Origin of the sequence: Buttiauxella cochleicola (assembly GCF_021282405.1) — a bacterium.
GTDB lineage: Bacteria > Pseudomonadota > Gammaproteobacteria > Enterobacterales > Enterobacteriaceae > Buttiauxella > Buttiauxella massiliensis.
Window position 1 is genome coordinate 287,477 of sequence record NZ_JAJSOU010000004.1, and the last position, 26,992, is coordinate 314,468.

General features: G+C 51.1%; 27 protein-coding genes. 11 read left to right on the forward strand and 16 right to left on the reverse strand.

The window, feature by feature from the left end; translation table 11 throughout:
- Nucleotides 1-28: 28 nt before the first annotated feature.
- Together pcaG and pcaH are read right to left on the reverse strand one after the other, a co-directional pair.
- Nucleotides 29-649, reverse strand: coding sequence for a protocatechuate 3,4-dioxygenase subunit alpha (gene pcaG, locus LVQ79_RS07615; protein ID WP_232864477.1), 621 nt, complete (start codon nucleotides 647-649; stop codon nucleotides 29-31).
- Entirely contained in the window at nucleotides 649-1,386 is a 738-nt protein-coding gene (pcaH, locus tag LVQ79_RS07620; RefSeq protein WP_064518657.1) for a protocatechuate 3,4-dioxygenase subunit beta, read from the reverse strand. Before pcaH ends, pcaG begins: the two co-directional genes overlap by 1 nt.
- A gap of 253 nt (nucleotides 1,387-1,639) precedes the next feature.
- Between pcaH and hglS the strand changes: the two genes are divergently transcribed.
- The 3 genes from hglS (at nucleotide 1,640) to mazF (ending at nucleotide 3,723) form a co-directional block, all read left to right on the forward strand.
- A complete protein-coding gene (gene hglS / locus LVQ79_RS07625; RefSeq protein ID WP_154150234.1) occupies nucleotides 1,640-2,983 on the forward strand; it encodes a 2-oxoadipate dioxygenase/decarboxylase HglS in 1,344 nt (447 codons plus the stop codon).
- A gap of 162 nt (nucleotides 2,984-3,145) precedes the next feature.
- On the forward strand, nucleotides 3,146-3,391 hold the full coding sequence (locus LVQ79_RS07630) for an AbrB/MazE/SpoVT family DNA-binding domain-containing protein (RefSeq protein WP_064518659.1): 246 nt from the start codon (nucleotides 3,146-3,148) through the stop codon (nucleotides 3,389-3,391).
- Nucleotides 3,391-3,723: an endoribonuclease MazF gene (mazF, locus tag LVQ79_RS07635; protein ID WP_232864478.1), complete on the forward strand. Its 333-nt coding sequence runs from the start codon at nucleotides 3,391-3,393 to the stop codon at nucleotides 3,721-3,723. The genes LVQ79_RS07630 and mazF overlap by 1 nt, the downstream gene beginning before the upstream one ends.
- An 83-nt stretch (nucleotides 3,724-3,806) precedes the next feature.
- Here mazF and fbpC read toward each other — a convergent pair whose 3' ends face one another.
- The 7 genes from fbpC to LVQ79_RS07670 all read right to left on the reverse strand — a co-directional run bounded on the left by fbpC (nucleotide 3,807) and on the right by LVQ79_RS07670 (nucleotide 13,229).
- Nucleotides 3,807-4,856, reverse strand: a complete 1,050-nt coding sequence (fbpC, locus tag LVQ79_RS07640) for a ferric ABC transporter ATP-binding protein (protein WP_232864479.1) — start codon at nucleotides 4,854-4,856, stop codon at nucleotides 3,807-3,809.
- 14 nt (nucleotides 4,857-4,870) lie between these two features.
- Entirely contained in the window at nucleotides 4,871-6,949 is a 2,079-nt protein-coding gene (locus tag LVQ79_RS07645; RefSeq protein ID WP_232864480.1) for an ABC transporter permease, read from the reverse strand.
- Between the two features lie 66 nt (nucleotides 6,950-7,015).
- Complete coding sequence (locus LVQ79_RS07650; RefSeq protein WP_232864481.1) at nucleotides 7,016-8,047, reverse strand: ABC transporter substrate-binding protein; 1,032 nt, start codon at nucleotides 8,045-8,047, stop codon at nucleotides 7,016-7,018.
- Nucleotides 8,048-8,056: 9 nt separating this feature from the next.
- A complete protein-coding gene (gene uhpC, locus LVQ79_RS07655) occupies nucleotides 8,057-9,385 on the reverse strand; it encodes an MFS transporter family glucose-6-phosphate receptor UhpC (protein ID WP_232864482.1) in 1,329 nt (442 codons plus the stop codon).
- Between the two features lie 87 nt (nucleotides 9,386-9,472).
- On the reverse strand, nucleotides 9,473-11,014 hold the full coding sequence (locus LVQ79_RS07660) for an MASE1 domain-containing sensor histidine kinase (protein WP_232864483.1): 1,542 nt from the start codon (nucleotides 11,012-11,014) through the stop codon (nucleotides 9,473-9,475).
- A complete protein-coding gene (locus LVQ79_RS07665) occupies nucleotides 11,015-11,644 on the reverse strand; it encodes a response regulator transcription factor (protein WP_232864484.1) in 630 nt (209 codons plus the stop codon).
- Between the two features lie 724 nt (nucleotides 11,645-12,368).
- Nucleotides 12,369-13,229: a LysR substrate-binding domain-containing protein gene (locus LVQ79_RS07670; protein WP_232864485.1), complete on the reverse strand. Its 861-nt coding sequence runs from the start codon at nucleotides 13,227-13,229 to the stop codon at nucleotides 12,369-12,371.
- A 120-nt stretch (nucleotides 13,230-13,349) separates the two neighbouring features.
- Here LVQ79_RS07670 and LVQ79_RS07675 point away from each other — a divergent pair, with 120 nt between their 5' ends.
- The 3 genes from LVQ79_RS07675 to LVQ79_RS07685 all read left to right on the forward strand — a co-directional run bounded on the left by LVQ79_RS07675 (nucleotide 13,350) and on the right by LVQ79_RS07685 (nucleotide 17,169).
- On the forward strand, nucleotides 13,350-14,531 hold the full coding sequence (locus LVQ79_RS07675; RefSeq protein WP_232864486.1) for a pyridoxal phosphate-dependent aminotransferase: 1,182 nt from the start codon (nucleotides 13,350-13,352) through the stop codon (nucleotides 14,529-14,531).
- Nucleotides 14,531-15,307, forward strand: coding sequence for a transporter substrate-binding domain-containing protein (locus LVQ79_RS07680; protein ID WP_232864487.1), 777 nt, complete (start codon nucleotides 14,531-14,533; stop codon nucleotides 15,305-15,307). The genes LVQ79_RS07675 and LVQ79_RS07680 overlap by 1 nt, the downstream gene beginning before the upstream one ends.
- A 206-nt stretch (nucleotides 15,308-15,513) precedes the next feature.
- Nucleotides 15,514-17,169, forward strand: a complete 1,656-nt coding sequence (locus tag LVQ79_RS07685; protein ID WP_232864519.1) for a glucan biosynthesis protein D — start codon at nucleotides 15,514-15,516, stop codon at nucleotides 17,167-17,169.
- A gap of 73 nt (nucleotides 17,170-17,242) precedes the next feature.
- Here the strand turns inward: LVQ79_RS07685 and LVQ79_RS07690 are convergent, their stop codons facing one another.
- From LVQ79_RS07690 to hpxO, 3 genes are all read right to left on the reverse strand, one after another.
- Nucleotides 17,243-17,605 carry a type II toxin-antitoxin system HicB family antitoxin gene (locus LVQ79_RS07690; RefSeq protein WP_151993365.1) on the reverse strand — a complete coding sequence of 121 codons (363 nt, stop codon included), beginning with the start codon at nucleotides 17,603-17,605 and terminating at the stop codon, nucleotides 17,243-17,245.
- Entirely contained in the window at nucleotides 17,602-17,877 is a 276-nt protein-coding gene (locus tag LVQ79_RS07695; RefSeq protein ID WP_232864488.1) for a type II toxin-antitoxin system HicA family toxin, read from the reverse strand. The genes LVQ79_RS07690 and LVQ79_RS07695 overlap by 4 nt, the downstream gene beginning before the upstream one ends.
- Before the next feature lie 114 nt (nucleotides 17,878-17,991).
- Nucleotides 17,992-19,149 carry an FAD-dependent urate hydroxylase HpxO gene (hpxO, locus tag LVQ79_RS07700; RefSeq protein WP_232864489.1) on the reverse strand — a complete coding sequence of 386 codons (1,158 nt, stop codon included), beginning with the start codon at nucleotides 19,147-19,149 and terminating at the stop codon, nucleotides 17,992-17,994.
- 176 nt (nucleotides 19,150-19,325) lie between these two features.
- On the opposite strand from hpxO, the gene rimL reads away from it, so the two are divergent.
- A complete protein-coding gene (gene rimL / locus LVQ79_RS07705) occupies nucleotides 19,326-19,880 on the forward strand; it encodes a 50S ribosomal protein L7/L12-serine acetyltransferase (RefSeq protein WP_151993368.1) in 555 nt (184 codons plus the stop codon).
- Nucleotides 19,881-19,891: 11 nt separating this feature from the next.
- Here the strand turns inward: rimL and ydcK are convergent, their stop codons facing one another.
- Nucleotides 19,892-20,824: a YdcK family protein gene (ydcK, locus tag LVQ79_RS07710; protein ID WP_370639839.1), complete on the reverse strand. Its 933-nt coding sequence runs from the start codon at nucleotides 20,822-20,824 to the stop codon at nucleotides 19,892-19,894.
- A 111-nt stretch (nucleotides 20,825-20,935) separates the two neighbouring features.
- Here ydcK and tehA point away from each other — a divergent pair, with 111 nt between their 5' ends.
- Together tehA and tehB are read left to right on the forward strand one after the other, a co-directional pair.
- Nucleotides 20,936-21,925 (forward strand): dicarboxylate transporter/tellurite-resistance protein TehA, encoded by a 990-nt coding sequence (gene tehA, locus LVQ79_RS07715; protein ID WP_232864490.1) that lies wholly within the window; start codon nucleotides 20,936-20,938, stop codon nucleotides 21,923-21,925.
- A gap of 1 nt (nucleotide 21,926) precedes the next feature.
- Complete coding sequence (gene tehB, locus LVQ79_RS07720; RefSeq protein ID WP_232864491.1) at nucleotides 21,927-22,514, forward strand: tellurite resistance methyltransferase TehB; 588 nt, start codon at nucleotides 21,927-21,929, stop codon at nucleotides 22,512-22,514.
- Here tehB and LVQ79_RS07725 read toward each other — a convergent pair.
- A complete protein-coding gene (locus LVQ79_RS07725) occupies nucleotides 22,511-22,903 on the reverse strand; it encodes a VOC family protein (protein ID WP_232864492.1) in 393 nt (130 codons plus the stop codon). The two genes, tehB and LVQ79_RS07725, sit on opposite strands and share 4 nt — an antisense overlap.
- 200 nt (nucleotides 22,904-23,103) lie before the next feature.
- On the opposite strand from LVQ79_RS07725, the gene LVQ79_RS07730 reads away from it, so the two are divergent.
- The gene (locus tag LVQ79_RS07730) at nucleotides 23,104-23,766 is read left to right on the forward strand and encodes a DUF3313 domain-containing protein (RefSeq protein ID WP_232864493.1); all 663 of its coding nucleotides are present in this window, start codon (nucleotides 23,104-23,106) and stop codon (nucleotides 23,764-23,766) included.
- A gap of 46 nt (nucleotides 23,767-23,812) precedes the next feature.
- Here LVQ79_RS07730 and LVQ79_RS07735 read toward each other — a convergent pair whose 3' ends face one another.
- Nucleotides 23,813-24,718 (reverse strand): DMT family transporter, encoded by a 906-nt coding sequence (locus LVQ79_RS07735; RefSeq protein ID WP_232864494.1) that lies wholly within the window; start codon nucleotides 24,716-24,718, stop codon nucleotides 23,813-23,815.
- 176 nt (nucleotides 24,719-24,894) lie between these two features.
- On the opposite strand from LVQ79_RS07735, the gene LVQ79_RS07740 reads away from it, so the two are divergent.
- The gene (locus LVQ79_RS07740; protein WP_232864495.1) at nucleotides 24,895-25,767 is read left to right on the forward strand and encodes an AraC family transcriptional regulator; all 873 of its coding nucleotides are present in this window, start codon (nucleotides 24,895-24,897) and stop codon (nucleotides 25,765-25,767) included.
- Here LVQ79_RS07740 and LVQ79_RS07745 read toward each other — a convergent pair.
- Nucleotides 25,747-26,913 carry a benzoate/H(+) symporter BenE family transporter gene (locus LVQ79_RS07745; RefSeq protein WP_232864496.1) on the reverse strand — a complete coding sequence of 389 codons (1,167 nt, stop codon included), beginning with the start codon at nucleotides 26,911-26,913 and terminating at the stop codon, nucleotides 25,747-25,749. The two genes, LVQ79_RS07740 and LVQ79_RS07745, sit on opposite strands and share 21 nt — an antisense overlap.
- Between the last annotated feature and the right edge of the window lie 79 nt (nucleotides 26,914-26,992).

Genomic DNA, 26,992 nt, shown 5'->3' on the forward strand with positions numbered 1-26,992 from the left:
ACAACCCAACAAGTGAATTGTGACCCACCTATACATCAAAAAACACCGTCTCCTTCTCCCCCTGAAGAAACACATCAAACGTGTACACCACTTCATTACCGCGCTTCTCACGCTTCCCAATCAGCGTATTACGTCGCACTTCCCACTCGATGATATTGAGCACCGGGTCGGCCTCATTCGCTGCTTGCTCATCGGAAAAATACATCCGCGTATTCAGGCCGATATTAATGCCACGCGCCACAATCCACAGGTTCAAATGCGGGGCCATAATGCGGCCGTCGCGCCCGGTTACAGCACCCGGTTTGATGGTGTCAAAACGCCAGATACCACTGTCGAAATCTGAACAGGTACGTCCCCAGCCACGGAAATCTTCATCCAGTTCTTTATCTGTTTGTTTATCTGCAGGGTGGTTGTAACGTCCGGCCGCGTTGGCTTGCCACACTTCCAGCAACACATCGCGCACAGGCGTTCCTGAGCCGTCAAACACCCGGCCTTCTACGATAATCCGCTCGCCTTGGGTGTGGGAATTTGTCAGCACATGGCTGAAGTTTTTCTCGAAAATGTTAAAACCAGCAGCTTGCGGAGCCAGACCAATGTGGACGTATGGGCCAGCCGTTTGCGATGCGGTTTCTGCTAAATAATCTTTCATCACGCGGCCCCCTGAGTACGGTTTTCAAACAGTGTGGCTCGCTGGCCACGCAGAACTAAATCAAAGCGATACGCCAGGCAATCAAGCGGCACCGCGGCATGGGTGTCCAGTTCGGCAATCAATGTGCGAATTGCGTCATCGTTATTAATGGTTTTCACAATCGGGCACTGTTTAATCAGCGGGTCGCCCTCGAAATACATCTGCGTGATGAGACGTTGAGCAAAAGAGTCACCGGAGAGTGAAAAGTGAATGTGGGAAGGGCGCCAGTCACTTGCCTGGTTACGCCACGGATAAGGGCCAGGCTTGATGGTGCGGAAGAAGTAATAGCCGTTTTCATCGGTCAACACACGTCCACATCCGCCAAAGTTTGGGTCGATAGGGGCGAGATACTTATCTTTCTTGTGGCGATAACGCCCGCCTGCGTTGGCTTGCCACACCTCCACAAGGGTGTTTTTCATCGGGCGGCCGAATCCATCGCGAACGTAGCCATGCACAATAATGCGTTCGCCAATTGGCAGGCCGTCTTTGGCGTAATTCATAATCAGGTCGTTATCAAGCGGGTCGAGATCTTTGGCGCCAAATATTGGCCCGGTAATTTCAGACAACGAGTTCTGCAAGGAGATCAGCGCATTGCGCGGTGAGCGTAACACGCTGGTTTTATACCCCGGCGCGAAAGCCGGAGGATGGGAATCGTAGTCGCGATGTACAAGCTCACGAGGTTGCCAAATCTGTGACATAGCCAGCTCCAGTTGTGGGATACAGGAGGCGATGCATTCTAATTTTAAATATCGCCACCGACAGTCTCAGTTAATGGCTTGTTAAATTAAAGTGAATTTAAAGACTGATTTACATAACCTGTAGCTATGAAATACCCGAAAAACATTACTTATAATCTATGGCTGTATAGTCGATCACAAAACGAAAATTCTTAGCCCAAAACCCCCGCGCGACATTCTACTCTTTGAGCAATATTCACAGGAGTACGACATTATGGCGAACAACATCACGGCTGATGATATTCGGGAAAAATTTTCGCACGCAATGTCGGCGATGTACCAGCAAGAAGTACCTCAATACGGAACCTTGTTAGAGTTAGTCGCTGACGTAAATCTGGCGGTGTTGGAAAATAACCCCGATCTGCAACAGCAATTAGAAAATGCCGATGAACTGGCGCGCCTGAATGTGGAGCGCCACGGCGCAATTCGGGTGGGTAAAGCGGAAGAACTGGCAACCTTACGGCGCATTTTTGCGGTAATGGGGATGTATCCAGTCGGCTATTACGACCTTTCGCAGGCGGGCGTACCGGTGCATTCCACTGCGTTTCGTCCAATTGATGACGCGGCCCTGGCACGTAATCCGTTCCGTATTTTCACCTCGTTGCTACGCCTTGAGCTGATTGACGATGCTGAATTGCGTAAAACGGCGGCAGCTATTCTCGCAGAACGTGACATTTTCACTCCTCGTTGCCGGGCATTACTGGATATTTACGACCAGCAGGGCGTATTTAGCGAAGAGCAAGCCGACGAGTTTGTGAGCCAGGCGCTGGAAACCTTCCGTTGGCACAGTCATGCCACGGTCGATGCGCAAACTTACCAGGCATTTCACCAGCAGCATCGCCTGATTGCCGATGTCGTCTGTTTCCGTGGCTGCCACATTAATCATCTGACTCCGCGCACGTTAGATATCGACCGCGTTCAGGCATTGATGCCGGAATATGGTATTGCGCCAAAAGCGATTATTGAAGGCCCACCACGCCGCACATTCCCAATCTTGCTGCGCCAGACCAGCTTTAAAGCGCTGGAAGAACCGATTATTTTCGCCGGTGTGCATCACGGCACACATACTGCCCGTTTCGGGGAAATTGAGCAGCGTGGTGTAGCGTTAACGCCAAAAGGGCGTGCGTTATACGATGAGTTGCTAAACGAAGCAGGTAACGGGCAGGATAATTTCAGCCATCAGCAGCATTTGCAGGAAGTATTCAGCCGCTTGCCCGATAGTGAAACGCTAATGCGCTGCCAGGATCTGGCTTATTTCCGCTACCGTTTAACCCCTGTGGGCGAGATGCATCGCCAGGCGATCAAACCAGGTGATGATCCGCAGTCGCTGATTGAACGGGGTTGGTTGGTGGCGCAGCCGATTATTTATGAAGATTTCCTCCCGGTGAGTGCTGCGGGAATTTTCCAGTCGAATCTGGGGAGTGAAGGTGGGGCGCGCAGCCACGGTCACTCCAGCCGCCAGGAGTTTGAACAAGCGCTCGGTGCACCGGTTGCAAATGAGTTTGAGTTGTACCAACAGGCTACAGACCGCAGTAAAAAGCGCTGCGGGTTGCTGTAGCGACGTCAAAACTTCAGAGAAAGGTCGGTATTGTGCGCAATACCGACCACTCAGTCAGAGCTCTTCCGTTTAGTCTGCCAATCTACAGTGTAGATACATTGTTGACACGTTGGATTGGCTGAATTAGTGTTGCTACAAACGTATCAACAAAGGAATTCTCGCATGGCACAATCTGTCGTCAAAAAATGGGGTAATAGCCCTTCAGTTCGCATTCCCGCCGCTATCATGCAGGCCGCTAGTTTGAATGTTGATGATACTGTGGATATTGCCGTAGAAGATGGCCGTATCATTATTGTTCCGGTGAGAGCGAAAGCCTATTCGCTTGATGCGTTGTTAGCCGGAATCACCCCGGAAAATCAGCATGAGAAAGCGGAGTTTGGCGCACCAGTTGGCAAGGAAATGCTCTGATGGTTTCTCGCTATGTACCAGATGCAGGCGATTTAATCTGGATTAATTTTGACCCTGTTGAAGGGCATGAACAAGGGGTGAATCGCCCGGCGGTTGTACTTAGCCCGTTTGCTTATAACAACAAAACGGGGCTGTTGTTGTGTGTGCCTTGCACCACAAAAGCAAAGGGATATCCTTTTGAGGTCGAAATAACCGAGAGCCGGGAAGGCGTCGCACTAGCAGATCAAGTCACCTGTGTGGACTGGCGAGCGCGAAAAGTCGAGAAAAAAAGCAAAGTTAACGCCACAGAACTGGCTGATATCCGGGCGAAAGCAAAAGCGTTGATCGGTTGATATCGAAAATGGCCTCCCGTCACGGTGGCCATTTCTGAACAGCTTGTCATCACCAGTAGGGCCGCATTTTGCGGCCCTTATTTTTACGCCGCATCAGCCAGCATAAACATGCCGTACGGATGGATCTCCAGATAATAATTGTCACCTACGTCAGGCTGTAAGCGTGTTGCGTTCACCTGCAATAACAGCGCCTGGCCATGCCACTCCACAGTCACTTCATATTGCGGCCCCATATATGCCACATGTCGTACCACGCAACGCTGGCTTTCGTCGCCGTGTTCACTCAGCGTTATCGCTTCCGGACGCACGCCAACCGTGCCTTCCGCCTGCGTGATGGTCAACTGCGGCGGGCGTGGTAAACGGTAGCCATGGATCTCGACAAAATCGCTGCCAAAACGCGCCGGGAAGACGTTTGCATCCCCCATAAAGCTCGCCATAAAGCGTGAGGCGGGCTGGCGATATAGCGTTTGCGGGCTGCCAATCTGCATGATTTCACCTTTGTTCATCACCAGTACCGTATCCGACACGGCAAACGCTTCACTCTGATCGTGAGTAACGTACAGCGACGTGATGTTGAACTGCTTTTGTAGCTCGCGGATTTTGTCACGCATGCTACGGCGCAGGTTGGCGTCAAGGTTACTGAGCGGCTCATCAAACAGCAGTACTTTCGGCTTCAGGATCAGTGCACGCGCCAGTGCCACGCGTTGCTGCTGGCCGCCGGAAATCTGGTCAACAAATCGGTCTTCGAAACCCTCTAAATCCACCATTGCCAGCGCTTCTTTGACGCGTATTTTAATTTCTCCCCGCGACGTGCCCAGCATTTTCAGCCCGTAACCGACGTTATCGCCTAGCGACATATGCGGGAACAGGGCGTAGGACTGGAACACCATGCAGATGTCACGCTGTTGAATGGAACGGTGTGTCACATCTTCGCCATCAATAAAAATCTGCCCTTCAGTGGGTTTTTCAAGCCCGGCAACCAGGCGCAGAACCGTGGTTTTCCCGCAGCCGGATGGCCCAAGCAGGGTTACCATTTCCCCTTTAGGGATTGCCAGATTAATGCCTGCAATGACGGTGTTATTACCAAACCGCTTCGTGACATTGCGCAGTTCTACAAAATGAGGTTGTGTCATGTGTTACTCCATAATCACGCGTTGGTTTTGGCTTTTGAACGCGAAATGCGCGCTTCACCAATCAGCCAGTCAAAAATGAAAATGATGGTCAGCATTACGACGATAAGTATCGAGCCGTAGGCTATCGCCACCCCGTATTCGCCATCTTCCACGCGGTTAAGAATGTAGGCGGTTGCCACACGGGTATCCGGTGTGACGAGGAAGACAATGGCACTCACGGTCGTAATGGCACGCACAAAGCTGTAAATCAGCGCGGATAGAATCGCCGGGCGTAGCAATGGCAGCAGGATGTTGATAATGGTGCGCATTGAACCGGCACGCAGGCTAAGCGAGGCCTCGTCGAGCGATTTGTCGATTTGCCCAAGCCCGGCAATACCGGCACGAATCCCCACCGGCACGTTACGCATCACCATCGACATAATCACAATCGCCGCCGTTCCGGTCAGGTAAACCGGCGCACTGTTAAACGCCAGGATGTAGGACACGCCCGCTACGGTGCCAGGTACTGCAAAGCACAGCATTGTGGTGAACTCGATGGTCTTTTTGCCACGGAACTGCTGGCGCACCACAACCCAGGCAATCAGTAAGCCGAAGAAGGCGGTGATTGGTGCGGCAATCCCGGCGTACAGCAGTGTGTCGAGCAGTGAAGGCCACGCGCCATCGCTCATTCCCTGGCCGAAGAGCTTGATGAAGTTATCGAACGTTAGCGTGTAATCCACGCCCCAGTTGACGGTAAAGCTGCCGTAGAAAATGCTGCCGTAAAGCAGGGCGTTAAAGGCAATCCACACCGCTAATAATGCAACAACCGCCCACACCAGCGTCACTGGAAGCGGCTGTACGTCGCCACGATTGGATTTACCGGAAACGGTGACGTAGGAGCGTTTTCCAATCCACATATACTGAATGCAGAACACCAGCAGTGAGAAGACCAGCAAGAATGCGCCGAGTGTGCTGGCGGCCTGGTAATCGAGTTGCGAGCCGGTGATGTAGAAATAGATTTGTGTGGCGAGCACGTCGAAGTTACCGCCAAGTACCAGCGGGTTACTGAAGTCCGCCAGCGATTGCACAATCACAATCAAGAAGGCGTTAGCCAGCGCTGGTTTCAGCAGCGGTAAAAACACCCCTTTAAAGGTCTTCCAGCGCGTAGCACGTAGGGTATAAGAGGCTTCTTCCAGCGACGGGTGAATGGTTTTAATCGCGCCATCGAGGATCATAAATGCCATCGGCGTGAAGGCTAAAACCTGCGCCAGCCAGATACCGGTAAAACCGTACAGCCAGTTAGTGTTGGTCAGTCCGAACCAGTCGACCATCAACTCGGTGATATACCCCGAACGACCCATCATCAGCGTGACGCCAAGGCCGACGACAAACGGCGGGGTCACGATAGGCAGAATGGAGAAAATGCGGCCAATAATAGCGCTACGTTTGGCGATGCGCGTGGTGTAAATCGCCAGCACCAGACCAAAGAAGGTACAGCCAATTCCCACCGCAATCGAAAGCGCGATGGAGTTGATAATTACCTGGATGATATGCGCCTGACTGAGTACCGCCATAAACGCCAGCGGTGCAAACTCCCCGGCATCATTGGTAAACATCGGAATGAAAATCGCGATGCTCGGCCAGACAATAAACACACCAATCAGTGCGATGATTGTGACCAGCGAACCAATCACAAAGCTGTCGCCACCGAGCCATTCGAGGCGGGTCAGGGCGAGGGTGATAACCATACCAAGCGCGATAAACAGCACAATAGTGGCGTAACCCATTCCCCGCTCGGTAAGGGTTGCACTGACTACCACAAAGGCCATGCAAAAGAGTGCCCAGCCTGCGTCGAAATAGTGGCGCTGGCGCTTTTCTGGCCCCAGTTCATTAAACGGGCGCAACAGCAGCAGCGAAGGTAGTACGTACCACAGTAGACTAATGTTAATTTCAGACCAGCTGTAAGCATTGATTAGCTCATCACTTGTCGATTCAAATAACCCGTAATCGAGGCTCCAGCTAGGCAGCAGGGCAAACGCCAGCCAGCACAGCGCCACCCACCAGATAATAGCGTCCCGCTTTCGCGTAGGTCGCAAAAGTAAAGTTTCAGACATAAGTGCCTCATCGGCCAAAAGAAAAGGAGGGGAGCAGGTGACGTGACGCCGTCACCTGCGAATGGGTTAGTCACCCATTTTTACTTCGCTAACCCATTTGTTGATCAATGCTTTGCGCATGTCAGTCGCGCCGTATTTGTCCATGTCATAGTTGATGAGCTTCAGGTCATCAAGCTTGAGCGACAACGGTGAGCTTTCGGCGGTGGTGTTGGTCAGAATTTGATAAGACTTGCCTTTTTTCCAGGAGAGTTCCTGCGCTTCTTTCGACAGCACCCAATCAACAAACAGTTTGGCGTTGTCCATATTGCGCGCGCCTTTCAGGATGCTGACGCCGCCGATTTCATAGCCAGTGCCTTCGCATGGGGAAATCAATTCCAGCGGTGCGCCATTCTCTTTTTCAAGCGAATAATCGTGCAGGAAGCCAATGCCAATCGCCGTTTCGCCACGCGCGGCGTTACGCGCCGGAGCAATACCAGATTTGGTGTACTGAGAGATGTTACCGTTGAGTTTTTTCAGGTAATCGAATGCCTGATCTTCGCCCCACAGTTGGGCGAACGTTGCCAGCGCGGTATAAGCGGTGCCCGAGCTTTGCGGGTCAGCAACCTGGATTTCGCCTTTATAAATTGGGTTGGTCAGATCTTTCCAGCATTTCGGCACCGGCAGGTTCTTCTCTTTCAGGCGCTGGGTGTTAATGCCAAAACCGAGAATGCCGATATACACTGCTGAGGAGTAGTTGCCTTTGCGTTTAGCCGGGTCCTGGAATTTTGGCATGATTTGCGCGAGGTTTGCCGATTTGTACGGCTCCAGAAGATCCATTTCTCCTGCCTGCGATTGCGGGTCTAGCGTACCGCCATACCAGACATCAGCCTGCGGGTTTTTCTTCTCGGCATCGACTTTCGCTAATGTGCTGCCCGAGCCGTTGCGGATAAACGAGGTTTTGACATCGTATTTTTCACCGAACGCTTTGGTTTCGGTTTCACACATTTCGTTGGTAGCGCTGCAATACACGACTAAGCGGCCTTTGGCCTGCGCGGCACCTGACAGGGTAGCCAACGCAACACCCGCAGCAACCAGAGAAGAGAGCACGGTCAGTTTCATATTATTATCCTAAGTGTCCTGAGGTAAGGTAACTGCCGGATCCATGGCACCAACACTCCTGTCCTGCGCGCTGATGCCCGCCATTAACAGGGGCATCAGCAAAAATCCAATCAATGCGGCGGCAACGGTGAGCAGCGCGAACATCCCGGACCAGCCATAACGCTCAATCACCTGTGACAACGGCCATCCAGCCAGGGCAGCACCTAAATAGGCGAACAAACCCAGAAACCCGGTAACGCTGCCTGCTGCCTGTTTATGGCTGCACTCCACGGCGGCGAGGCCAATCAGCATCTGCGGGCCAAAAACAAAAAAGCCGATGGCAAAAAAGCAGACTGCTAATAATGCGTAGTGGTGCACTGGCGATAACCAAAGTGCGGCAACCGAAACAAACAGCCCCAGCGCAAAGAGTAAAATCATAGGCCCGCGCTGGCCGCGAAACAGTAAATCTGAACCCCACCCGGCAAACAGTGCGCCCAGTAACCCGCCCATTTCGAACAGCATGACCGTGGCGTTGGCGCTGAGTAAATTCACGCCGTGGCTTTCATAAAGCCAGATGTTGCCCCAGTCGTTCAATGCGATACGAATCAGGTACACCAGCACATAACTTACGCCGAGTAGCCAGATCATCGGGTTTTGCAGCACCGAGCTGCGAAACATCTGCCACTGCGGCATTGGCGGACTGAGCTGTTCCTGGCGCATTTCCAGCGGGTCATGTCGCCAGACGCCAACCGCCGGTAACCCCATCTCTTGCGGTGTGCCAGTTAGGCTTCGGCACAGCCAAATCCCTATGACGATGCCAATAGTCCCTGAGACGAATAACGATGCCTGCCAGCCGAACCACAGCGCCATCAGCGCGGAAATCAGCGGAACGGCAGCACCACCAAGGTTAATGGAGGTATTCCAACATCCCCACCAGAAACCGCGTTCGTTGCGCGAATACCAGTGCGTTAGCAACCTTGCGCACGGCGGCCATCCCCAGCCCTGGAAGAACCCGTTGAGCGTCCAGATAATCAGCAACATCGGCAGATTAGTGCCGAAGGCAAAAAGAATGTTCAGTACCCCGGTTGCCAGTAATCCCGCGCCCATAAACCAGCGTGCGCCCCGGCGGTCGTGCCACAATCCTGCGACAAATTTCGACAAGCCGTAGGAGAGGTAAAAAAGCGTGCCCAGCAGGCCGATATCACTTTTGCTTAAATCCAGATCGAGCTGCATCGCCGGAAGGACAAAACTGACGCTTTTGCGTGTCAGGTAAAATGCGGCGTATCCCACGACCATCGACAGCAGCAAACGTGGACGCCAGTAACGATAATCACGGCCGATTGTTTGCTCGGAAATCATCTGATTCCTCCCGGTTGAAATGACTATAGAAAACGCGGATGCAAAGGGGATGAGACAAGGTTTTAGCCGACCAGGAATAATTCCTGGTTATCCCTGAGTTTGTTGGAAAAGTGTGGGCAGGTTAACAATTACGCGTGTGCCGGACTGGCTTTCGAGTTGCAAATCTCCGCCTAAAGCGCGGATTCGTTCGGCAATCCCTTGTAATCCATGGCCGGTGTGAGTGCTGCCGCTAAAGCCGATACCATCGTCTTTGACTTCAAGGCGCACACCGTGGGGTTGCTGAGTTAACGCGATCTCAACCTTGTGTGCGTCAGCGTGTTTGCAAATGTTATTGAGCAACTCCTGCACCAGACGATAGAGCGTAAACACCACCGGGTCGCTGGCGGGCTGGCCAGGTAAATCATAATGTAAACGGCAGGTGATACCGCGTTCGTCAAAGGCGAACTCCTGAATCAGATGATGAAGCGCTTTATCGAGGGAAATTTCGTCCAGTACCGGCGGGCGAAGCTGGCGCAATAAGTGGCGGGTCGAGTGGTGGATTCGTTGGGCAAGCTGGTTGATTTGCTCGGCGGCGAGTACCGTCGCATCACCGCTGGCAGTGCGCTTAACCAGCATCGACTGGATTTGAATCGCAGTAATATTCTGGCCAATTTCATCGTGCAGTTCCCGCGCCAGATCTTTGCGCGTGTCCTCTTCGGTGTGCACCAGTTGTTCCATCAACTCGCGGCGCGCCTGTAACTCAACTTCCAGCCGTTGGCGGTAACGATGAAGGTTATTTGCCAGATGCTGCTGGCGACTGATGGCAATCCCGAGACCAATGCCCAACAGTGCCTGGGTTGAGAGAAAAAGCTCCATCTCCATCAAGCCGTTAAAGCCGCTGCCAATTTGCCGGGCAATGGTAATCATCATGCTGCCAAGGAGTGCTGCCAGAACGCCGCCTTGCCAGCCAAATTTGTAGGCCATGACTACGTTTGGCAGGAAAACCACAATCAGCAACAAACGCTCGATTTCCGGCGACACCACCATTTGCGCGCCTACACCGATGATGAAAAACAGGCTGCACCAGATCAGCAACGACGTGCGTAGCGGGGGATTGGGTGTTTCTTGTGCCAGCAGGCTTTCCAGATGCTGTTGACGCAGATATTCATAAATCAAATAGACGAACGGCGTCAGCACCACACCGCCGGTAAACGCCGCCAGCAGTGTTTGTGAAGCGGAACTCGACAGAAATGGCGTCAGCACCAGGGTGTGTAGTAGCGCATCGCCAGTAATTGCCGCCATCAGCAGCGAAAGCCGCTGCCAGTAAAGCGTAAAACGGTGCCAGTAGTGCTGAACTAATAGCGCAGGAATGGCGCTAAGTAGTGGGGAAAGCAACATGACGGGTTCTGTCATTAACTGTTGCATCCAAAGCCAAATAAGCAGCCCGATCACCGGAATAAAAAGGGCTGGCCAATAGCGGCGATGTAGCAAAATCAATAATGCGAGATGGACGCCCTGCGGTAGCAGTAATGTAGCCTGCTGGCCGTTATCGGTGAGGTAAAAACTTATCGTCCACAGGGCAAGCCAGGTCAGCCCCCAGGCAAAGACGATAAACAGCGATAACAGCAGATGACGCCACGCACGAGACATTTAGTGCCCGGTTAACAATTGGTGTTCAAGGGCAAAATGCACCAGTTCGATGGTGCTTTCACATTGCAGTTTGCCGAGGATGTTAGCGCGATGCACATGCACTGTTTTGTGGCTAAGGTTGAGCTGTTCGGCAATGTGCTTCACGCTTTCGCCTTTGATCAGCAAGTCGAAAACTTCGTGCTCGCGTGGAGTGAGAACCTCCAGCACTTTGGCCGGTTGCCCTGCGTGGCGTAACGCTCGTAATGCATCCGCACATAAATAATGACCGCCCATACCAACGGAACGAACCGCCTGTACTAACTCCTCCGGGCCGCAGCGTTTGGTGAGATAACCGCTGGCACCGGCATCCAGCGCACTTTGCACAAATGCGGTGGTGTCATAAATGCTCAGAATGATGGCGCGGAAACCGGGGCGTTGTTGGCGCAGGCGTTTGAGCAGGCTTAGACCGTTTTCGTCCGGCATCGCCACGTCGAGCACGGCTACATCGGGCTGATTTTTTATCAGCGCGGGCCAGGCCTCGGCGGCAGAGCTGTACTGCCCGACGATTTCGATATCGGTTTCGAGGCTAAGTAACTGTGCAAAACCGGAGCGCACCACAACATGGTCATCAACTAAAGCAACGGCAATCATCGTTCTGCTCATCAGAAGGGAGTCTGGCGACATCATGAGGGTGAATGGATTCTGCGCAATGGGGATGTTGGGATTATGTTACGGGGGTAACAGAAATGGGGGCGTAGGCTTATGGCTTATGGTGGATCGAGATTTTCCGTTCACCCGAAAGTTCACCGTTCCTACATGGATCAGCGAACGGTGAACGTGCCAAGGAGAGAACGCCCTCTCCTTGGCAATCCTGGCGCCCGGCAAGTCAATCGCCGCTTCGCGGTAAACACCGTTTTTTACCCAACATTCGCGGTCGTTCGCGATTCGCTCCCGGCGATCGCTCACTCACGTGGTTCCCGACCACGTGACCACGACTGAAGGGTAAAAACCGGCGCGATTGAAGCCGGGGATGAAGGTCAACGTCAAAACCTTAAGTCAAAACCAGACTGGCTTTTGACCCTGGGTTTTGCTGTTGACCTTTGAGTCCGGCATAAATCGCCTCCGTTTTGACTGTAAGGCCGGGTCGAGCCGTCGGGAACGGCGAGAGGTTGTGATCGCCGGGAGCGCGTCACAACCGACCCTGGGACTGAAAGGAAAAATGGAGGTTTACTGCGAAGCAGCGATTTAATCGCCGGGAGCCGGGATTATCAAGGGTGCTGCGGGTAGCACCCTTGATACGTTCACCGTTTCGGTAAATACAGGGATCAATAAACGTTTAGTGAACGGAATAGTCCGCTAACTCGCATAGAAATCCCTATTCACTTATTGCTAGCAACCCTTGCCTGAACGCCTCAAGCCCCGCATGGCTTTCCTCCCCCGGCCGCAACGCCAGACAATAACACGCTCCGGTCTTCACGCTGCCGGCGAACGGCTGTACCAACCGTCCACGGTGCAAATCCTCCGCCACTAACGTGGCATCGGCAATGGCAATGCCAAAACCCTGAATCGCGGCACTGATCGCCAGATCCATAGTATCGAAGTGTTGATTTTTATTCATAGCGGGAGGGTTAGGGACGTTTTGCCCAAACCACAGTGACCAGTCGGTGCGATCGCGTGTCGGATGAAGAAATGTATAACGACTCAAATCTTCTGGCGTTAATTCTCCGTCCGGCAACAAGTGCTGGCTGATGACCGGTGTGAGTCTTTCTTCAAACAGCAATGTGCCGTTCGCGGAAGGCTTACCAAAAATAATCGCTGCATCAAAAGGTTCGTTTTTGAAATTCACGCCGTGTTCAACAGTGGTGGTTAACGCAACCTGAATCTCAGGTGATGCAATTTCCAGTTGCACAAGTTTCGGCACTAGCCAGCGCATGGCGCAGGTCGGAGCTTTCAGGCGGATAACGCTGGATTTGTGGCAGGCATTACTGGCGACATTCAGCAAGTGCTCAAAAGATTGCTGCAATTCCGGCAACAGCGCAGAGCCTTGCGGTGTGAGATGCAGCCCGCGAGCATGACGATCGAAGAGGGCATAGCCGAGCCATCCCTCAAGCGTGGAGATTTTGCGGCTGACGGCACCTTGTGTCAGACAGAGTTCTTTTGCCGCGCGAGTCAGATTCAGATGTTTGGCTGTCACCAGGAAAGCATCAACAGTATTAAGAGGGAAGTTGCGCCGCATTCGATTGCTCTCCGCTGAGCTATGAGTTTTTTGCATGGCTATTATGACAACAATTCGGTTGTGGAAGCAACCTGTTGCATATTGAATAGTTATGCAAATCGCGTTTTCACATGAGAGGCCATGACTATGCAAACCCCGGTGCAATTTCGTTCAAAACTACCGGATGTTGGAACCACCATCTTTACTGTTATCGGCCAACTCTCGGCGCAACATAACGCCATTAATCTTTCGCAGGGCGCACCAAACTTTTCGCCAGATCCGAAATTAATCGCCGGTGTCACCAAAGCGATGCAGGACAACCATAACCAATATGCATCGATGACCGGTTTCAGGCCGTTAAAAACCCTGATTGCAGAAAAGGTCGCCACGCTATACGGCTCGAATTATGACGTAGACGATGAAATCTTAATTACCGCCAGCGCCAGCGAAGGGCTGTATTCGGCGATTAGCGGGTTAGTGCATCCTGGCGATGAAGTCATTTACTTCGAGCCATCTTTTGATAGCTACGCGCCCATTGTTCGCCTGCAAGGTGCAACACCAGTAGCGTTGAAACTGGCGTTGCCAGATTTCACCGTCAACTGGGATGAAGTGCGCGCGGCTATTACGCCTCGTACCCGTATGATCATTGTTAACACACCGCACAACCCAAGCGGGCAGGTGTTTAGCGCACAAGACCTGGAAATGTTGGCGGAGCTTACGCGTAATACCGACATCATTATTTTGTCCGATGAAGTCTACGAACACATCGTCTTTGATGGTGAGCGCCATCACGGCATGGCAACACATCCGGCGCTGGCTGAACGCAGTGTTATCGTTTCGTCATTCGGCAAAACCTTCCACGTGACCGGTTGGCGTGTGGGCTATTGCCTGGCTCCGGCAGAATTAATGACTGAAATCTGCAAAGTGCATCAGTTTTTGATGTTCTCAGCCGATACTCCTATGCAATATGCTTTTGCTGAATATATGGCGAACCCAGATACCTACCTGTCGCTGGCGGCGTTTTACCAACGCAAACGCGATTTAATGCAGACATTGTTGGCTGAGTCTCCGTTTAAATTGCTGCCAAGTGCCGGGTCTTTCTTCCTGCTGGCGAAATTCGATCATTTCACTGATGAATCAGACAGCGAATTAGTAAAACGTTTAATTACTCAATATGGCGTGGCGACCATTCCGCTCTCCGCGTTTTATACCGACGGAACAGACAACAAGTTGATTCGTTTGTCATTTGCAAAAGATGAAGCTACGTTACGTGCGGGTGCTCAAGCACTTTGCCAGGTTAAGCCACGCTATACGAGGTCATAATGAAAAAAGTTTATGCGTTAAGTTTGTTGGTTGGGATGTGTGCGTCATTCTCGGCATTCGCAGCAACCGAACTGCGTTACGGCGTGGAAGCGGAGTACCCACCGTTTGAAAGCCGTAACTCGGCGGGCGAGCTGGAAGGGTTTGATATCGATTTAGGCAACGCGATCTGTAAAGCGGCGAGCCTGAAATGTTCATGGGTTGAAACGTCGTTTGATGCGCTGATTCCAGGGCTAATGGCGAAGAAATTCGATGCGATTAACTCTGCAATGAATATCACCGAGCAGCGCCGTAAAAGCATCGACTTTACCCAGCCAATTTACCGCATTCCATCACAATTGGTCGGCAAGGCTGACAGCGGTATGGAAGCAACGCCTGCCGGGCTGAAAGGTAAAACTATCGGCGTTTTGCAAGGTTCCATTCAGGAAACTTATGCGAAAGAACACTGGGAAAAAGAAGGCGTAACAGTGGTTTCTTATAAAGACCAAAATATGGCGTGGGGCGATTTGCTCAATGGCCGTATCGATGCGTCTTTGGTGATGTCAGCAGCAGGTCAGGCAGGCTTCTTAAGCAAGCCGCAGGGCAAAGGTTTTGGCTTTATCGGCAAGCCGGTGAGCGACGATACGATTCTGGGCAGTGGTATTGGTTACGGATTGCGTAAAGGCGATGAAGCGACCAAAAAACAGCTTGATGCCGCTATCGATAAAGTACGTGCTGATGGCACGATTACGACTCTTGCGAAGAAATATTTCCCGGGTATTGATGTCGCCGTGAAGTAACCACTTTATTCGTTCAACGGCTCACTTTGTGGGCCGTTTTTTCATCGAATTCTCATGTACATGAAAAAAATGCCGGACGCTTCGTAAAGGTCTGTGTCTGCGATTGGTTTTTCAGTGATTTTTGTCTAGAGTGTGCGGTCTGGAATTTGCCGCTGTGCTGCCCGAGCGGAGCGAAATACATCGACATGAAGGACAATCTTTCAGGCATGAACCGCAGACGTTTTATCAAAGCCTCAATGGCTCTCGCCGCAGTCAGCGGCACGACCTCAATTGCCACGCTTTTCTCGCGCGCAGCTTATGCGGGTGAGTCTGAAATTGCCGATGGTCGCACCACCGCATTCGATTTCTCCGTGCTCCAGTCAATGGCTCATGATTTGTCGAAGAAACCATGGGTTGGCAAACCGCGTCCGTTGCCGGACACACTGGCAAACTTAACCCCACAGGCCTACAACGCGATTCAGTATGATGCTGAACACTCGCTGTGGAACAACATCGAAAACCGCCAACTTGACGTGCAGTTCTTCCACGTTGGTATGGGCTTCCGTCGCCGTGTACGCATGTTCTCCGTAGATTCAGCAAGCCATCAGGCACGTGAAATTCACTTCCGCCCTGAGCTGTTCAACTACAACGACGCAGGTGTTGATACCAAACAACTCGAAGGCCAGATTGATCTTGGCTTTGCCGGGTTTAAAGCATTTAAAGCACCAGAACTGGCGCGCCGTGACGTGGTTTCATTCCTCGGTGCGAGCTATTTCCGTGCGGTCGATAATACATACCAATATGGGCTTTCTGCTCGAGGCCTCGCGGTAAACACCTATACCGATCAGTTGGAAGAGTTCCCGGACTTTACCTCTTTCTGGTTTGAAACCGCGAAAGCAGGCGATACGAAGTTTGTGGTCTACGCATTGTTAGATAGCGCAAGCGTCACCGGTGCGTACAAATTCACTATCAGCTGTGAAGCTGAGCGCGTGGTGATGGATGTCGATAATCACCTGTATGCCCGTGAAGATATTAAGCAATTGGGCATCGCACCGATGACCAGTATGTTTGCCTGCGGCACTAATGAACGTCGTATGTGCGACACCATTCACCCACAAATTCATGACTCCGACCGCCTGGCAATGTGGCGTGGCAACGGCGAGTGGGTGACACGCCCGTTGAATAACCCGCAGAAATTACAGTTCAACGCTTATCTCGATAACAACCCGAAAGGATTCGGTTTGCTGCAACTCGACCACGAGTTTGCCAATTACCAGGACATCATGGGCTGGTATAACAAGCGCCCAAGCCTGTGGGTTGAGCCGCTGAATAAGTGGGGTAAAGGCGCGATTGGTCTGATGGAGATCCCGACTACAGGGGAAACGCTCGATAATATCGTCTGCTTCTGGCAGCCGGAGAAACCGGTGAAAGCCGGTGATGAGCTGGAATTCAAATACCGTCTGTACTGGAGCGGTTTGCCGCCGATTCAGTCGCCGTTGGCGCGTGTTTACGCGACCCGCACCGGTATGGGCAGCTTCCCGGAAGGTTGGGCACCTGGCGAACACTTCCCGGAAAAATGGTCGCGCCGTTTCGCCATTGATTTCATCGGCGGGGATTTGAAAGCTGCGGCACCGAAAGGTATCGAGCCGGTTATCACGCTCTCTAACGGCGAAGCCAGACAGATTGAAATTCTGTATGTCGAGCCATTCGACGGCTATCGTATTTTGTTTGACTGGTATCCAACGGACGACTCAACTGCGCCGGTCGATATGCGCATGTTCCTGCGCTGCCAGGGCGATGCCATCAGTGAAACCTGGCTGTATCATTACTTCCCGCCAGCACCGGATAAACGTAAATACGTTGATGACCGGATCATGAAGTAACAGCTTAAGCCCCGTAACAAATACGGGGCTTTATCTTTTGTAGGTCGGATAAGTGCAGCGTCATCCTACAAATTCACTTTAGTTTCATCTGCTTGCTGAGCATTTCAACAATATAGCTATTTACCGACATGCGCTGTTCGGCGGCGGCAATCGCCAGACGTTCGCCAAATGACTCGGGGTAGCGCAGAGTAAAGGTTTTGATCTTCTCTTCGCGCTCATACGGCTCAATGCCGCTTTCTTTGCAATCCGCAAGATACGCTTTCAGCGAAATCTCACCTTCCTGCATCAAGCCCTTAGCGCTATCTGCCACAAAATCGCAGTAGCCTGAAAGCCCAAGAAATTTGCCGCGAAATAGGCTGATTTCAGGAACCCAGGTGATTAACGCCGGTTGCCCGCAAATCACCATTGTGTTTGGAATTGAATGTGAATCCGTCATGGTGTTACTCCAATACTTTCAAACCATTCTCGTAAATTGACGATGGCACCTTTGTCAGTGTCAGGCGATGGGTGGGGGCGGTGAAAACGTGCAATGCTACCTTTTAGCAGGAAGCGCACTCTCGAACCGTTTCCGTTACTGACTTCGCCACCCAGCGCGAGTATCAACATCTCCACATCTTGCCATTTGACGCTCGTTGACGTGGGTTTGCTGAAAATCTGCTTTAACGTGCCTTGATGTTTATTTCTGAGGTAATCCTTGCCATAGCCCATGAACCCTTCCGTGAAGTCAATTTATGAAGTCATGCTAGCATATAAAAAAATGACGTCAATTTCTGACGTCATTTCTGGAACATCCTTCAGGATTTGAGTGAAATTTTGTGCAACTTATTCCAGCGGCCCACCGAGAATCGTTTCGCGCATGCCCGACAATACGCGCTCGCCGGTTTCGCTTTTTAGTTCTTCATACCAGCTATGAGTGATGTTCATATCTTTACCATGGGTCACATCGCAGCGTTTGCGCGCCTTGAGCACCAGGTCTTTTACGCGATATGCGCGCTTCTCCTGATAGCGTAGCAGTGCATCTTCTACGCCTAGCGAGTTGGTTTGCAGCGCGACGGCCAGTACAACGGCGTCTTCCATGGCAGCGCATCCGCCCTGGCCGATGTCCGGCGTGGTGCTGTGACCTGAGTCACCAAGTAGTGCAACTCGCCCACGGACTAATTGCATAAATGGCTCAATATCATGAATTTCTATGCGATTGGTGGTGTCGGGGTTAATTGTGGAAATCAACTTTTGCACCGGATCTGCCCAACCAGAAAAATAACGGGTTAAATCGGCTTTTAACGTGCTGCGATCTTCCGGCAGTCCTTTTTCTAATGGCACATCAAAGAAGAAGTAAAAACGATTGCCCGCAACAGGCATCAGCGACACGCGTTTGCCTTCGCCGACAAATGTCGTCCACTGGTTGGCAGGTGCAATAGATTCATCAATATCGACCAGACCATTCCAGTTAACGTAACCGGCATAACGGCGCTCTGTCTGGTGGCCGAGCACATAGGGGCGGATCACCGAATGCGTACCGTCGGCGGCAATCAAAACGTCGCCCTCGGCAACATGACCATCTTCAAAATAAGCCCGCACGCCGCCATCGAACTCTTCGATACGCGCCACGCGCTTGCCAAACTGAATATCTGCACGCCCATAAGTATCAATCAGCATATCTTGCAATTCAGCACGGGCCACCGGATAGGGGCGCTCGCCAACACTTTGAATTAAAGGATCGAGACTAAAGCGCGTCAGGGTTTGGCCGTGGACAAATTCTTTATAGGCCATAAATTCCATAGGCCCACCCAATAGCTGGAGCTGCTCTTTCATGCCGAGCCAGTTGAGGCACTTCACGCCATTTGGCCAAATCGAAATCGCCGCACCAACCGGTTTGATTTCTTTGACCGCTTCATAGACTTCCGTTGTAATGCCACATCTTTTCAGGGCAATTGCCGCCGAAAGTCCACCAATGCCGCCGCCAATTATGATCGCTTTCATCTAAGTCTCCTTTGGGTTACAAAGATGTTAAGCAATATCTATACCAGCATGTGAAGCAGCCCAGCAGCGGCGCGAGGCGTGCGTTAAACTGATTTGTGCATTGGTGGGGATCGTCTGTGGTGCAATCTATTTTTCTGCACCATTATTTTCCACAGATAAAAAGAAGGAGAGGGTGCGTGCGCGATTCTGATAACTGGCAAGACGACGTGATTAACATTGATGACCACATAACACTTCATTCAATCAATGAACGTTATGTGGATGAGATTTTTGCTTTGGTACAAAAGAACAAAGCCTGGTTACAAACAGCGATGGACTGGCCGAGGTTCGTGTTGTCGGTTGAGGACTCGCGCAAAATGGCGCAGGGCAACTATATCCTCCATCATCGCGGCTATGCGAAAATGTTCCTGATTTTCCAGGATAAAAAAATGGTAGGAGTATTCTCGTTTAACCAGATAGAGCCGACCAATAAAACCGCCTATATCGGTTATTGGCTGGATAAAGATGTCCTGGGATTGGGAATTATTTCGCGAGCTTTAGACGCGGTCATTCGTAAGTACTCCAAAGAAGGGTTGGCCCGCCGTTTTGTGATCAAATGCATTGTCAGTAATGTCGCCAGTAATCAGGTGGCGTTGCGTAATGGTTTCCTGCTTGAAGGGCGCCTGAAACAAGCTGAGTTTTTAAATGGCGAGTTCCATGACCAGAACATCTACGCGCGGATTATTGGTTAACGCGACGGTTCTCAAAACACGCCATAAAACGGTGAGCGAGTAACACGCTGCTCGCCGTTAATATCCTTAATCCCACGTATATGAATGAGCTCACCGTCCAGCCCATCAACCGCCGCTTTATCGTAGATCTGCACATTATTCTCTATCAGAACATTGCCGGTGACCCGCGCCTGGCCGTAAATCTGCACCTGGTTATCTAATTGGATAGGGCCACCAATGAGTGTGGCATCGTCGAAGATATGCACATGGTGTTTTAGCACGCAGTCGCCTTCAATAAGCGCATTGCCGTAGACCTGCGAGGAGTAGCGAATGGTTGGGATCTGGTCATCACCACGCCCTGCGATAATACGCGCGTTGTCGAACACTCGGGCGCAGTCGCAGATCCAGATATTGTTCTCGTCATTGCCTTCGAGAATTGCCTGCCCGAACACTTCAGCGCGGTGTTCAATAAAGGCATTGTTCACCACCGCGTTACCAAAGATCTGTGCCTGATGAACCACGCGCGATGCGTTTACCGTAGCGTTGCCATAAATTTGCAGCACTTTATCGTTGTCGGCAGTCAGTCCACGAACCGCAATCACCTGGCTGCCGTTAACAATGCGCGCGGCATCGTAAATACGGCATTCACCGCTAATCAGTGATTCTTTAATGATGCTTTTCCCGCTGATATGCGCCTGGTGGCAAAGGGTGGAACTGCCATGAACTTGCGCATCATCGTTAACACTTGAGCCGCCATATACCATGCAATCGCCGCCATAAATCCAGCAATTTCCTTGTTGGCTAAGGTTGTCTTCGTTTTCAATCCAGCCGCCCAGTTGCCCGGCTTTGATGTCGCTGAAATCACACAGGGCCATGACTTGCCAGAGTTTGACCTGCTGTTTTTTGCCATCGACCAGATAATCATGTAGCTGCGAATCACCCGTTAACTGATACTTGTTCATCATCTTCGCCTTAGTTTTCTTTCTGTTTAAAACTTAGCAGGTAAATCCTCAGATGGAGTTCTTCGGTGCAATCACATAAAATGCATCTAAAATACATTTTAAGTTTTAAACGAAATGAATAAATCAGTAACGCGAACCATGCTTAATCTCCCAGCCGGGTATTTTGGTATGGTTCTTGGAACCATCGGAATGGGTTTTGCCTGGCGCTACGCTGCTACGATTTGGCCTGTATCCCCGGTGATTGGTGAAGCATTCGAAAGCCTGGCAATTGCTATCTGGCTCGCTCTGGCGCTGGCTTTTATAGTGCGACTGGTGAAATATCCGCACACGGTTATCGATGAGGTTCGCCACCCGTTAAAGGGCAGTTTTGTGAGTCTCTTTCCTGCGACAACGATGTTAGTGTCCATCGCCATAGTGCCATTTATTCGCCCGTTAGCCGTGGGTATGTTTGCTTTTGGGGCGACAGTGCAATTGGTATACGCCGCATGGCAAAGTGCCGGGTTGTGGCGTGGCAGCCATCCGCATACTGACACCACGCCGGGACTCTATTTGCCGACTGTTGCCAACAATTTTATTAGTGCGATGGCCTGCGGTGCGCTTGGCTTCCACGACCTCGGTATTTTGTTTTTTGGTGCGGGGGTATTTTCCTGGTTAAGCCTGGAACCGGCGATTTTGCATCGTTTACGTAGCGCTGGTGAGCTCCCGGAATCGACGCGAACTTCACTTGGCATTCAACTCGCACCTGCGCTGGTTGCTTGCAACGCTTATTTGAGTGTTAACGGTGGGCAACCTGATTTCTTTGCCAAGATGCTGTTTGGCTACGGGTTGCTGCAATTACTGTTTATGTTGCGCCTGATGCCGTGGTATTTGATGCAGCCCTTTAATGCCTCGTTCTGGAGCTTCTCGTTCGGTATTTCAGCACTTGCTGCCACAGCCCTTCATCTGGGTACGGGGAGTAACGACGGGCTTTTTACCGCACTCGCTGTGCCGCTATTTATCTTCACTAATTTCATTATTGGCCTGCTGCTGGTGCGCACGGTAATCCTGCTTTATCAGGGTAAATTACTGCTGCGTGTCGAACGGCCTGCAAAAAGGACAAACTAAGATGCTTCCTGAGAATTATTTCACCGAGAAATATGGCTTAACTCGCACCCATTCTGACGTGGTGAATGCGGTAACGGTTGTCAGGCCTGGGAGAACGTTGGATCTCGGTTGCGGTAGCGGACGTAACAGCCTTTATCTGAATCAAAAAGGGTTTGATGTAACAGCGTGGGATAAAAACCCGATGAGCATTAGCAACCTGAATAAAATTATTGAAGCGGAAGGGCTGAAAAACATCACTGCAGATGTGGTCGATCTCAATACATTACATTTCGACGGTGAATACGATTTCATTCTCTCAACCGTGGTGATGATGTTTTTAGAGCGCAATACCATACCAGGGCTTATCAGCAACATGCAGCGCTGCACCAAAGTTGGTGGTTACAACCTGATTGTTGCTGCGATGGATACCGAAGATTTCCCTTGCACCGTCGGCTTCCCGTTTGCTTTTACTGAAGGTGAGTTGAGTCATTATTACGCGGGTTGGGAATTGCTGAAATACAACGAAGATGTCGGTGAATTACATAAAACCGACGCGGAAGGTAACCGTATCAAATTGCGATTCGCCACTATGCTGGCACGAAAAGTCTAAGCTGTAGGCCAGGCACGGTTTTGCAGCACGATGCGATAACCATCGTTATCAACAAAGGTGCGCCCGGCGATATCCCAGTACGGATTAAAACTGTTAATGGTTACAAAACCTGCATTCAGCATTTGCTGGCAGGTTTTTTGCCATTGAGCGTTATCCGGATAGTACAGCACTAAGAGGTCATCAACTGTTGCGGCGGGTTCAACCGGATGGCGGTGGCAAACAGTAAATTCAAGATGCCAGCTTAAACCATCACGACCCAACATCACGCCGCTAAAACCGTCGTGCTCGCTAAAATCCCCGAGTTCTTGCAAACCCAATCCCAGACAGTACATCTCTTTGCTTTGAGCAAGATCGGTCACCGGACGAGCAATACGCAGATGTGGAATCATGGTTACTCCATATTTATTCACTGTATGTAAGATTATTTTATATACGAAAAACTATGTAGTTCGAGTTAAATAATGAGCATGTTAAAAATAAATTTCGAGGCTGTTATCTGAATTATGAAAAATAGCATTTATAACTTCATGCGCACTCCCAATTTTTTGCTATAACTGAAAGGCTTACATGCAATTTACAGGGATAAATTATGCGCACTTCTTTATGTGTTAAAGCCGCCTGCCTGACAGGCCTGTTAGCCTTGGCCGGCTGTTCATCATCTGTTACCGCTCCTGAGAAGTATTCGGGTTTTTTAAAAAATTATTCCGGTATTCAGGAAACAAAATCTGCATCTGGGAAAACGATTTTACGTTGGGTTGATCCGAGCTTCAAAAGCAGCAACTACGACAAACTTATCTTCAATCCACTGACTTACTACCCGGTGCCGAAACCAACTACCCAACTGGGTGCTCAGACACTGGATAAGATCCTTGCTTACGCCAATCAACAGTTGAAAGCGAGTGCCGAGAAGCGCATCCAACTGGTCAGCAAGCCAGGTCCGCGTACTTTGATTTTCCATGGTGCAATTACGGGTGTAGACAGCAGCAAACAAGGTTTGCAGTTCTATGAAGTGATTCCAGTGGCAATGATTGTTGCGGGTACTGAAGCAGCAACAGGCCACCGTACGATGGAAACAAACCTCTATTTTGAAGGGGAGCTTATTGACTCCTCAACCAACAAAGTTGTAATGAAAGTCGTACGTAAAGGCGAAGGTAAAACGGTAAGCAATGAAAGTGCACCGATTACCGTAGACTCGCTGAAATCAGTGATTGATGACATGGCGACAGATGCGTCCATGTTTGAAGTTAAATAACGCGCTATTACACGGAAAAGGGAGCTAAGCTCCCTTTTTTTACCTCTTATGCTGCCCGCTTGCGCCATGGCAGTGCACTAAACATCCCCGGTTTTGAAAACATCACCAGATTCCCCAGCAGGATCATGATAAGCCCGATAATGGCATTACTGTGCCAGACATAGCCTTCATAAATTGTTGACAGACTCAGCGCCACTAACGGGAACAGCAATGTGCTGTATGCCGCCGGGCCTGATCCGATACGCCCAACCAGCGTGAAATAGGCGCCAAACGCAATCACCGAACCAAAAATCGCCAGGTAGAACAGCGAACCAAGATAGCGCAGCGTCAATTCCGGCATAAACGAATCTCCGCGAACCAGCGCCAGCACACCCATAATAATGGTGCCGTAAAACATCGCGTAGGTATTGGTGGACAGTGTCTCAAGCCCACGGCGCTGATGGCGCGTGCTGATCATATTCCCCAGTGAAAAACCGAAGGTGCCCAGGGCGCTTAAACCAATGCCCAACAGCAATGATGGCGCGAGTTGTGTTGCGACCAAATCATGCCAGAACAGCGCAACAACCCCGGCAATGCCGAGAACTGCGGCCGGCAGTAAATTTTTGCTCGGGCGCTGACGGAAGAAAACCATACTATTGACTGCATTAAACAGCACAGCCATGGAGAAAATCACCGACTCAAGACCTGAGCTGATATACGCCGCGGCATGGTAAAAACACAAAAAGTTAAAGCCGAAAACGCAGCCACCTTGCAGCATACAAAACAGATGATCGCGCAAACTGATACGGCGCAAGCGCCCAAGTGCCAGTAACACCACCAGCATCACGACTGCCGCCACGGCAAACCGCCAGAAAATTGATACGGGCACCGACACCACGCCTTGCTGCATGTAAATAGCAAGCCAGGTCGTCCCCCAAATAACCACCACCGAAATATAAAGTATTGCATTCATTTTGTTATCTCCCTGTACCGATAGCGGGAGTATCCACATCTGCGCGTGCAGATGCTTTCACCTGCTTGCCTGGCTTGCATATTCTTGCGGTTTTTTTTACCTGATGGTTTGTTAATGGCTGGTAACGGAGGCGGCCACTACATACACTGTTATCCCGAACTTCGATGGTGTAAGTCATGACCCAGCCGTATCACGCATTTGAAAATCTTCGCCAGCACAACGCCGTGTTGGAAGATAATGTGCAACTGGGTTCCGGGATTCAACTGTCGGCCTGGTCAAACAGTCTCGACCGTGTGACGCAATGCAGCGATCACCATACGTTAAGCATGTATGTGAATGAAGGTTATGAAACCTACCAAAAAACCAATTCAGGTTGGAAAAATGGTGGTGGGCCAGATCGATTCTGTCTGATGCCAAAAGACGGAGAAACTACCTGGGATATTCGCAACCATTTTTCATTTGTGCATCTGTATTGTACGGATGAACATCTGCGTCATATTGCGGAGCAAATCTGGGATCGCAGCCCGGCCGCTCTTCAGCTCGATGAAAAAATCTTCAGCGAGGACCCGCGTATTACTCAGTTGTATCGCCACTTTCTACTCAGCAGTGATTGGCAACAGCAGGCGAACCATTTGATGTTGAGTACGGCATCAACACTGCTGCTGACCCACCTGGTTCAGACGTACAGCAACGTGCAGTGGCGTTTACCTAATGTGCGCGGAGGCCTGGCACCTGCGGTGTTGCGAAATATCCAGGCATATATTGAACAGCACCTTAGTGAGCCATTAACACTGACCGAACTGGCTCAAGAAGCAGGGCTCAGCGAGTTTCACTTTGCGCGCATGTTTAAGCAATCAACCCAACTTGCACCACACCAATTTGTGATGCAAAGACGCATGTTACGCGCCGAAGCATTAGTGAAAAATAGCCAGTTATCGCTGACGGATATTGCGATGGCCTGCGGGTTTAGCTCGGCAAGCCATTTCAGCAATCGTTTTAAAGCGACGATAGGCGTAACACCGTCACAGCTACGCGCGGCGGGTAAATGAGAACAACGCGTAACATATCCCGCCAGCCACCAACCCCCAAAAAGCAGAACCAATCCCCAGCAAACTGACGCCCGAAGCGGTGACCAGAAACGTCACTATCGCCGCATCACGCTCACGTTCATGATTAAGCGCCTGATACAAACTCCCGGCGATGGTACTCAGCAGCGCCAGCCCCGCCAGCGTATGAATATAGGCGACAGGCAAAGCCGTGAGCAGCGTGGTGATCGAACCGCCAAACACACCCGCCAGCAAATAAAACACGCCCGCCGCAGCGGCGGCAAGCCAGCGCTTCGACGGATCGGGATGCGCTTCAGAACCCTGGCAAATTGCGGCAGTGATCGCAGCAATACAAATAGAAAATACGCCAAAAGGTGCCAGTAACAGAGCTATCGCCGCGGTGACCACAATCAGTGGCGATACCGGAATCTCATAGCCGGAGGCTTTGAGTGTGGCAATACCTGGTGCGTTTTGTGACGCCATGGTCACCAGGAAGAAAGGGATGCCGATGCCTAACAGGCTCGAAAGTGAAAAATGTGGTGCGGTAAATTCTGGCATAACCATTGCGACCGGCACACTGCCGCTTTGTAGGCTTCCGCTCATGATGCAAACCAGCAGGCCGACCACCATTGCCACCACAACGGCATAACGTGGCGCCCAGGTTTTTGCCAGTAGCCAGCCGAACAACATACTGGCACAGAGTAAGAAATTCCCCTGCAAAGAAGTAAATGCGTCCAGGCCGAAGCGCAGCAGAATGCCTGCCAGCATCGCAGCGGAAAGTGTTGAGGGAATAAGGCGCATCAAACGGGCGAAGAGACCGGTCACACCGCACAGCAGAATTAAAAATGAGGCGAAAATAAACACGCCGATAGCTTCATTGAGCGAATGGCCTGGCAAACTGGTCGCGAGCAGAGCCGCACCCGGAGTGGACCAGGCAGTGAGAATAGGGGTGCGATACCAAATCGTCAGCACGAGAGTACTCACCCCCATGCCTATCCCAAGCATCGTCAGCCAACCCGCGATTTGCAGCGTGTTAGCACCAGCAGCTTCCGCCGCCTGCCAGATAATTGCCGCCGAACTGGCGTAGCCAACTAAAACAGCAACGAATCCAGCCAGGATCGTCGGCAATGGGATGGATATTGTGCGCATTTTATCCCTTCATGTTTATAGCGTCGTCGAACTATAACATCACAACTCATTAACAACAGACGTGATGATGTTGAAAACT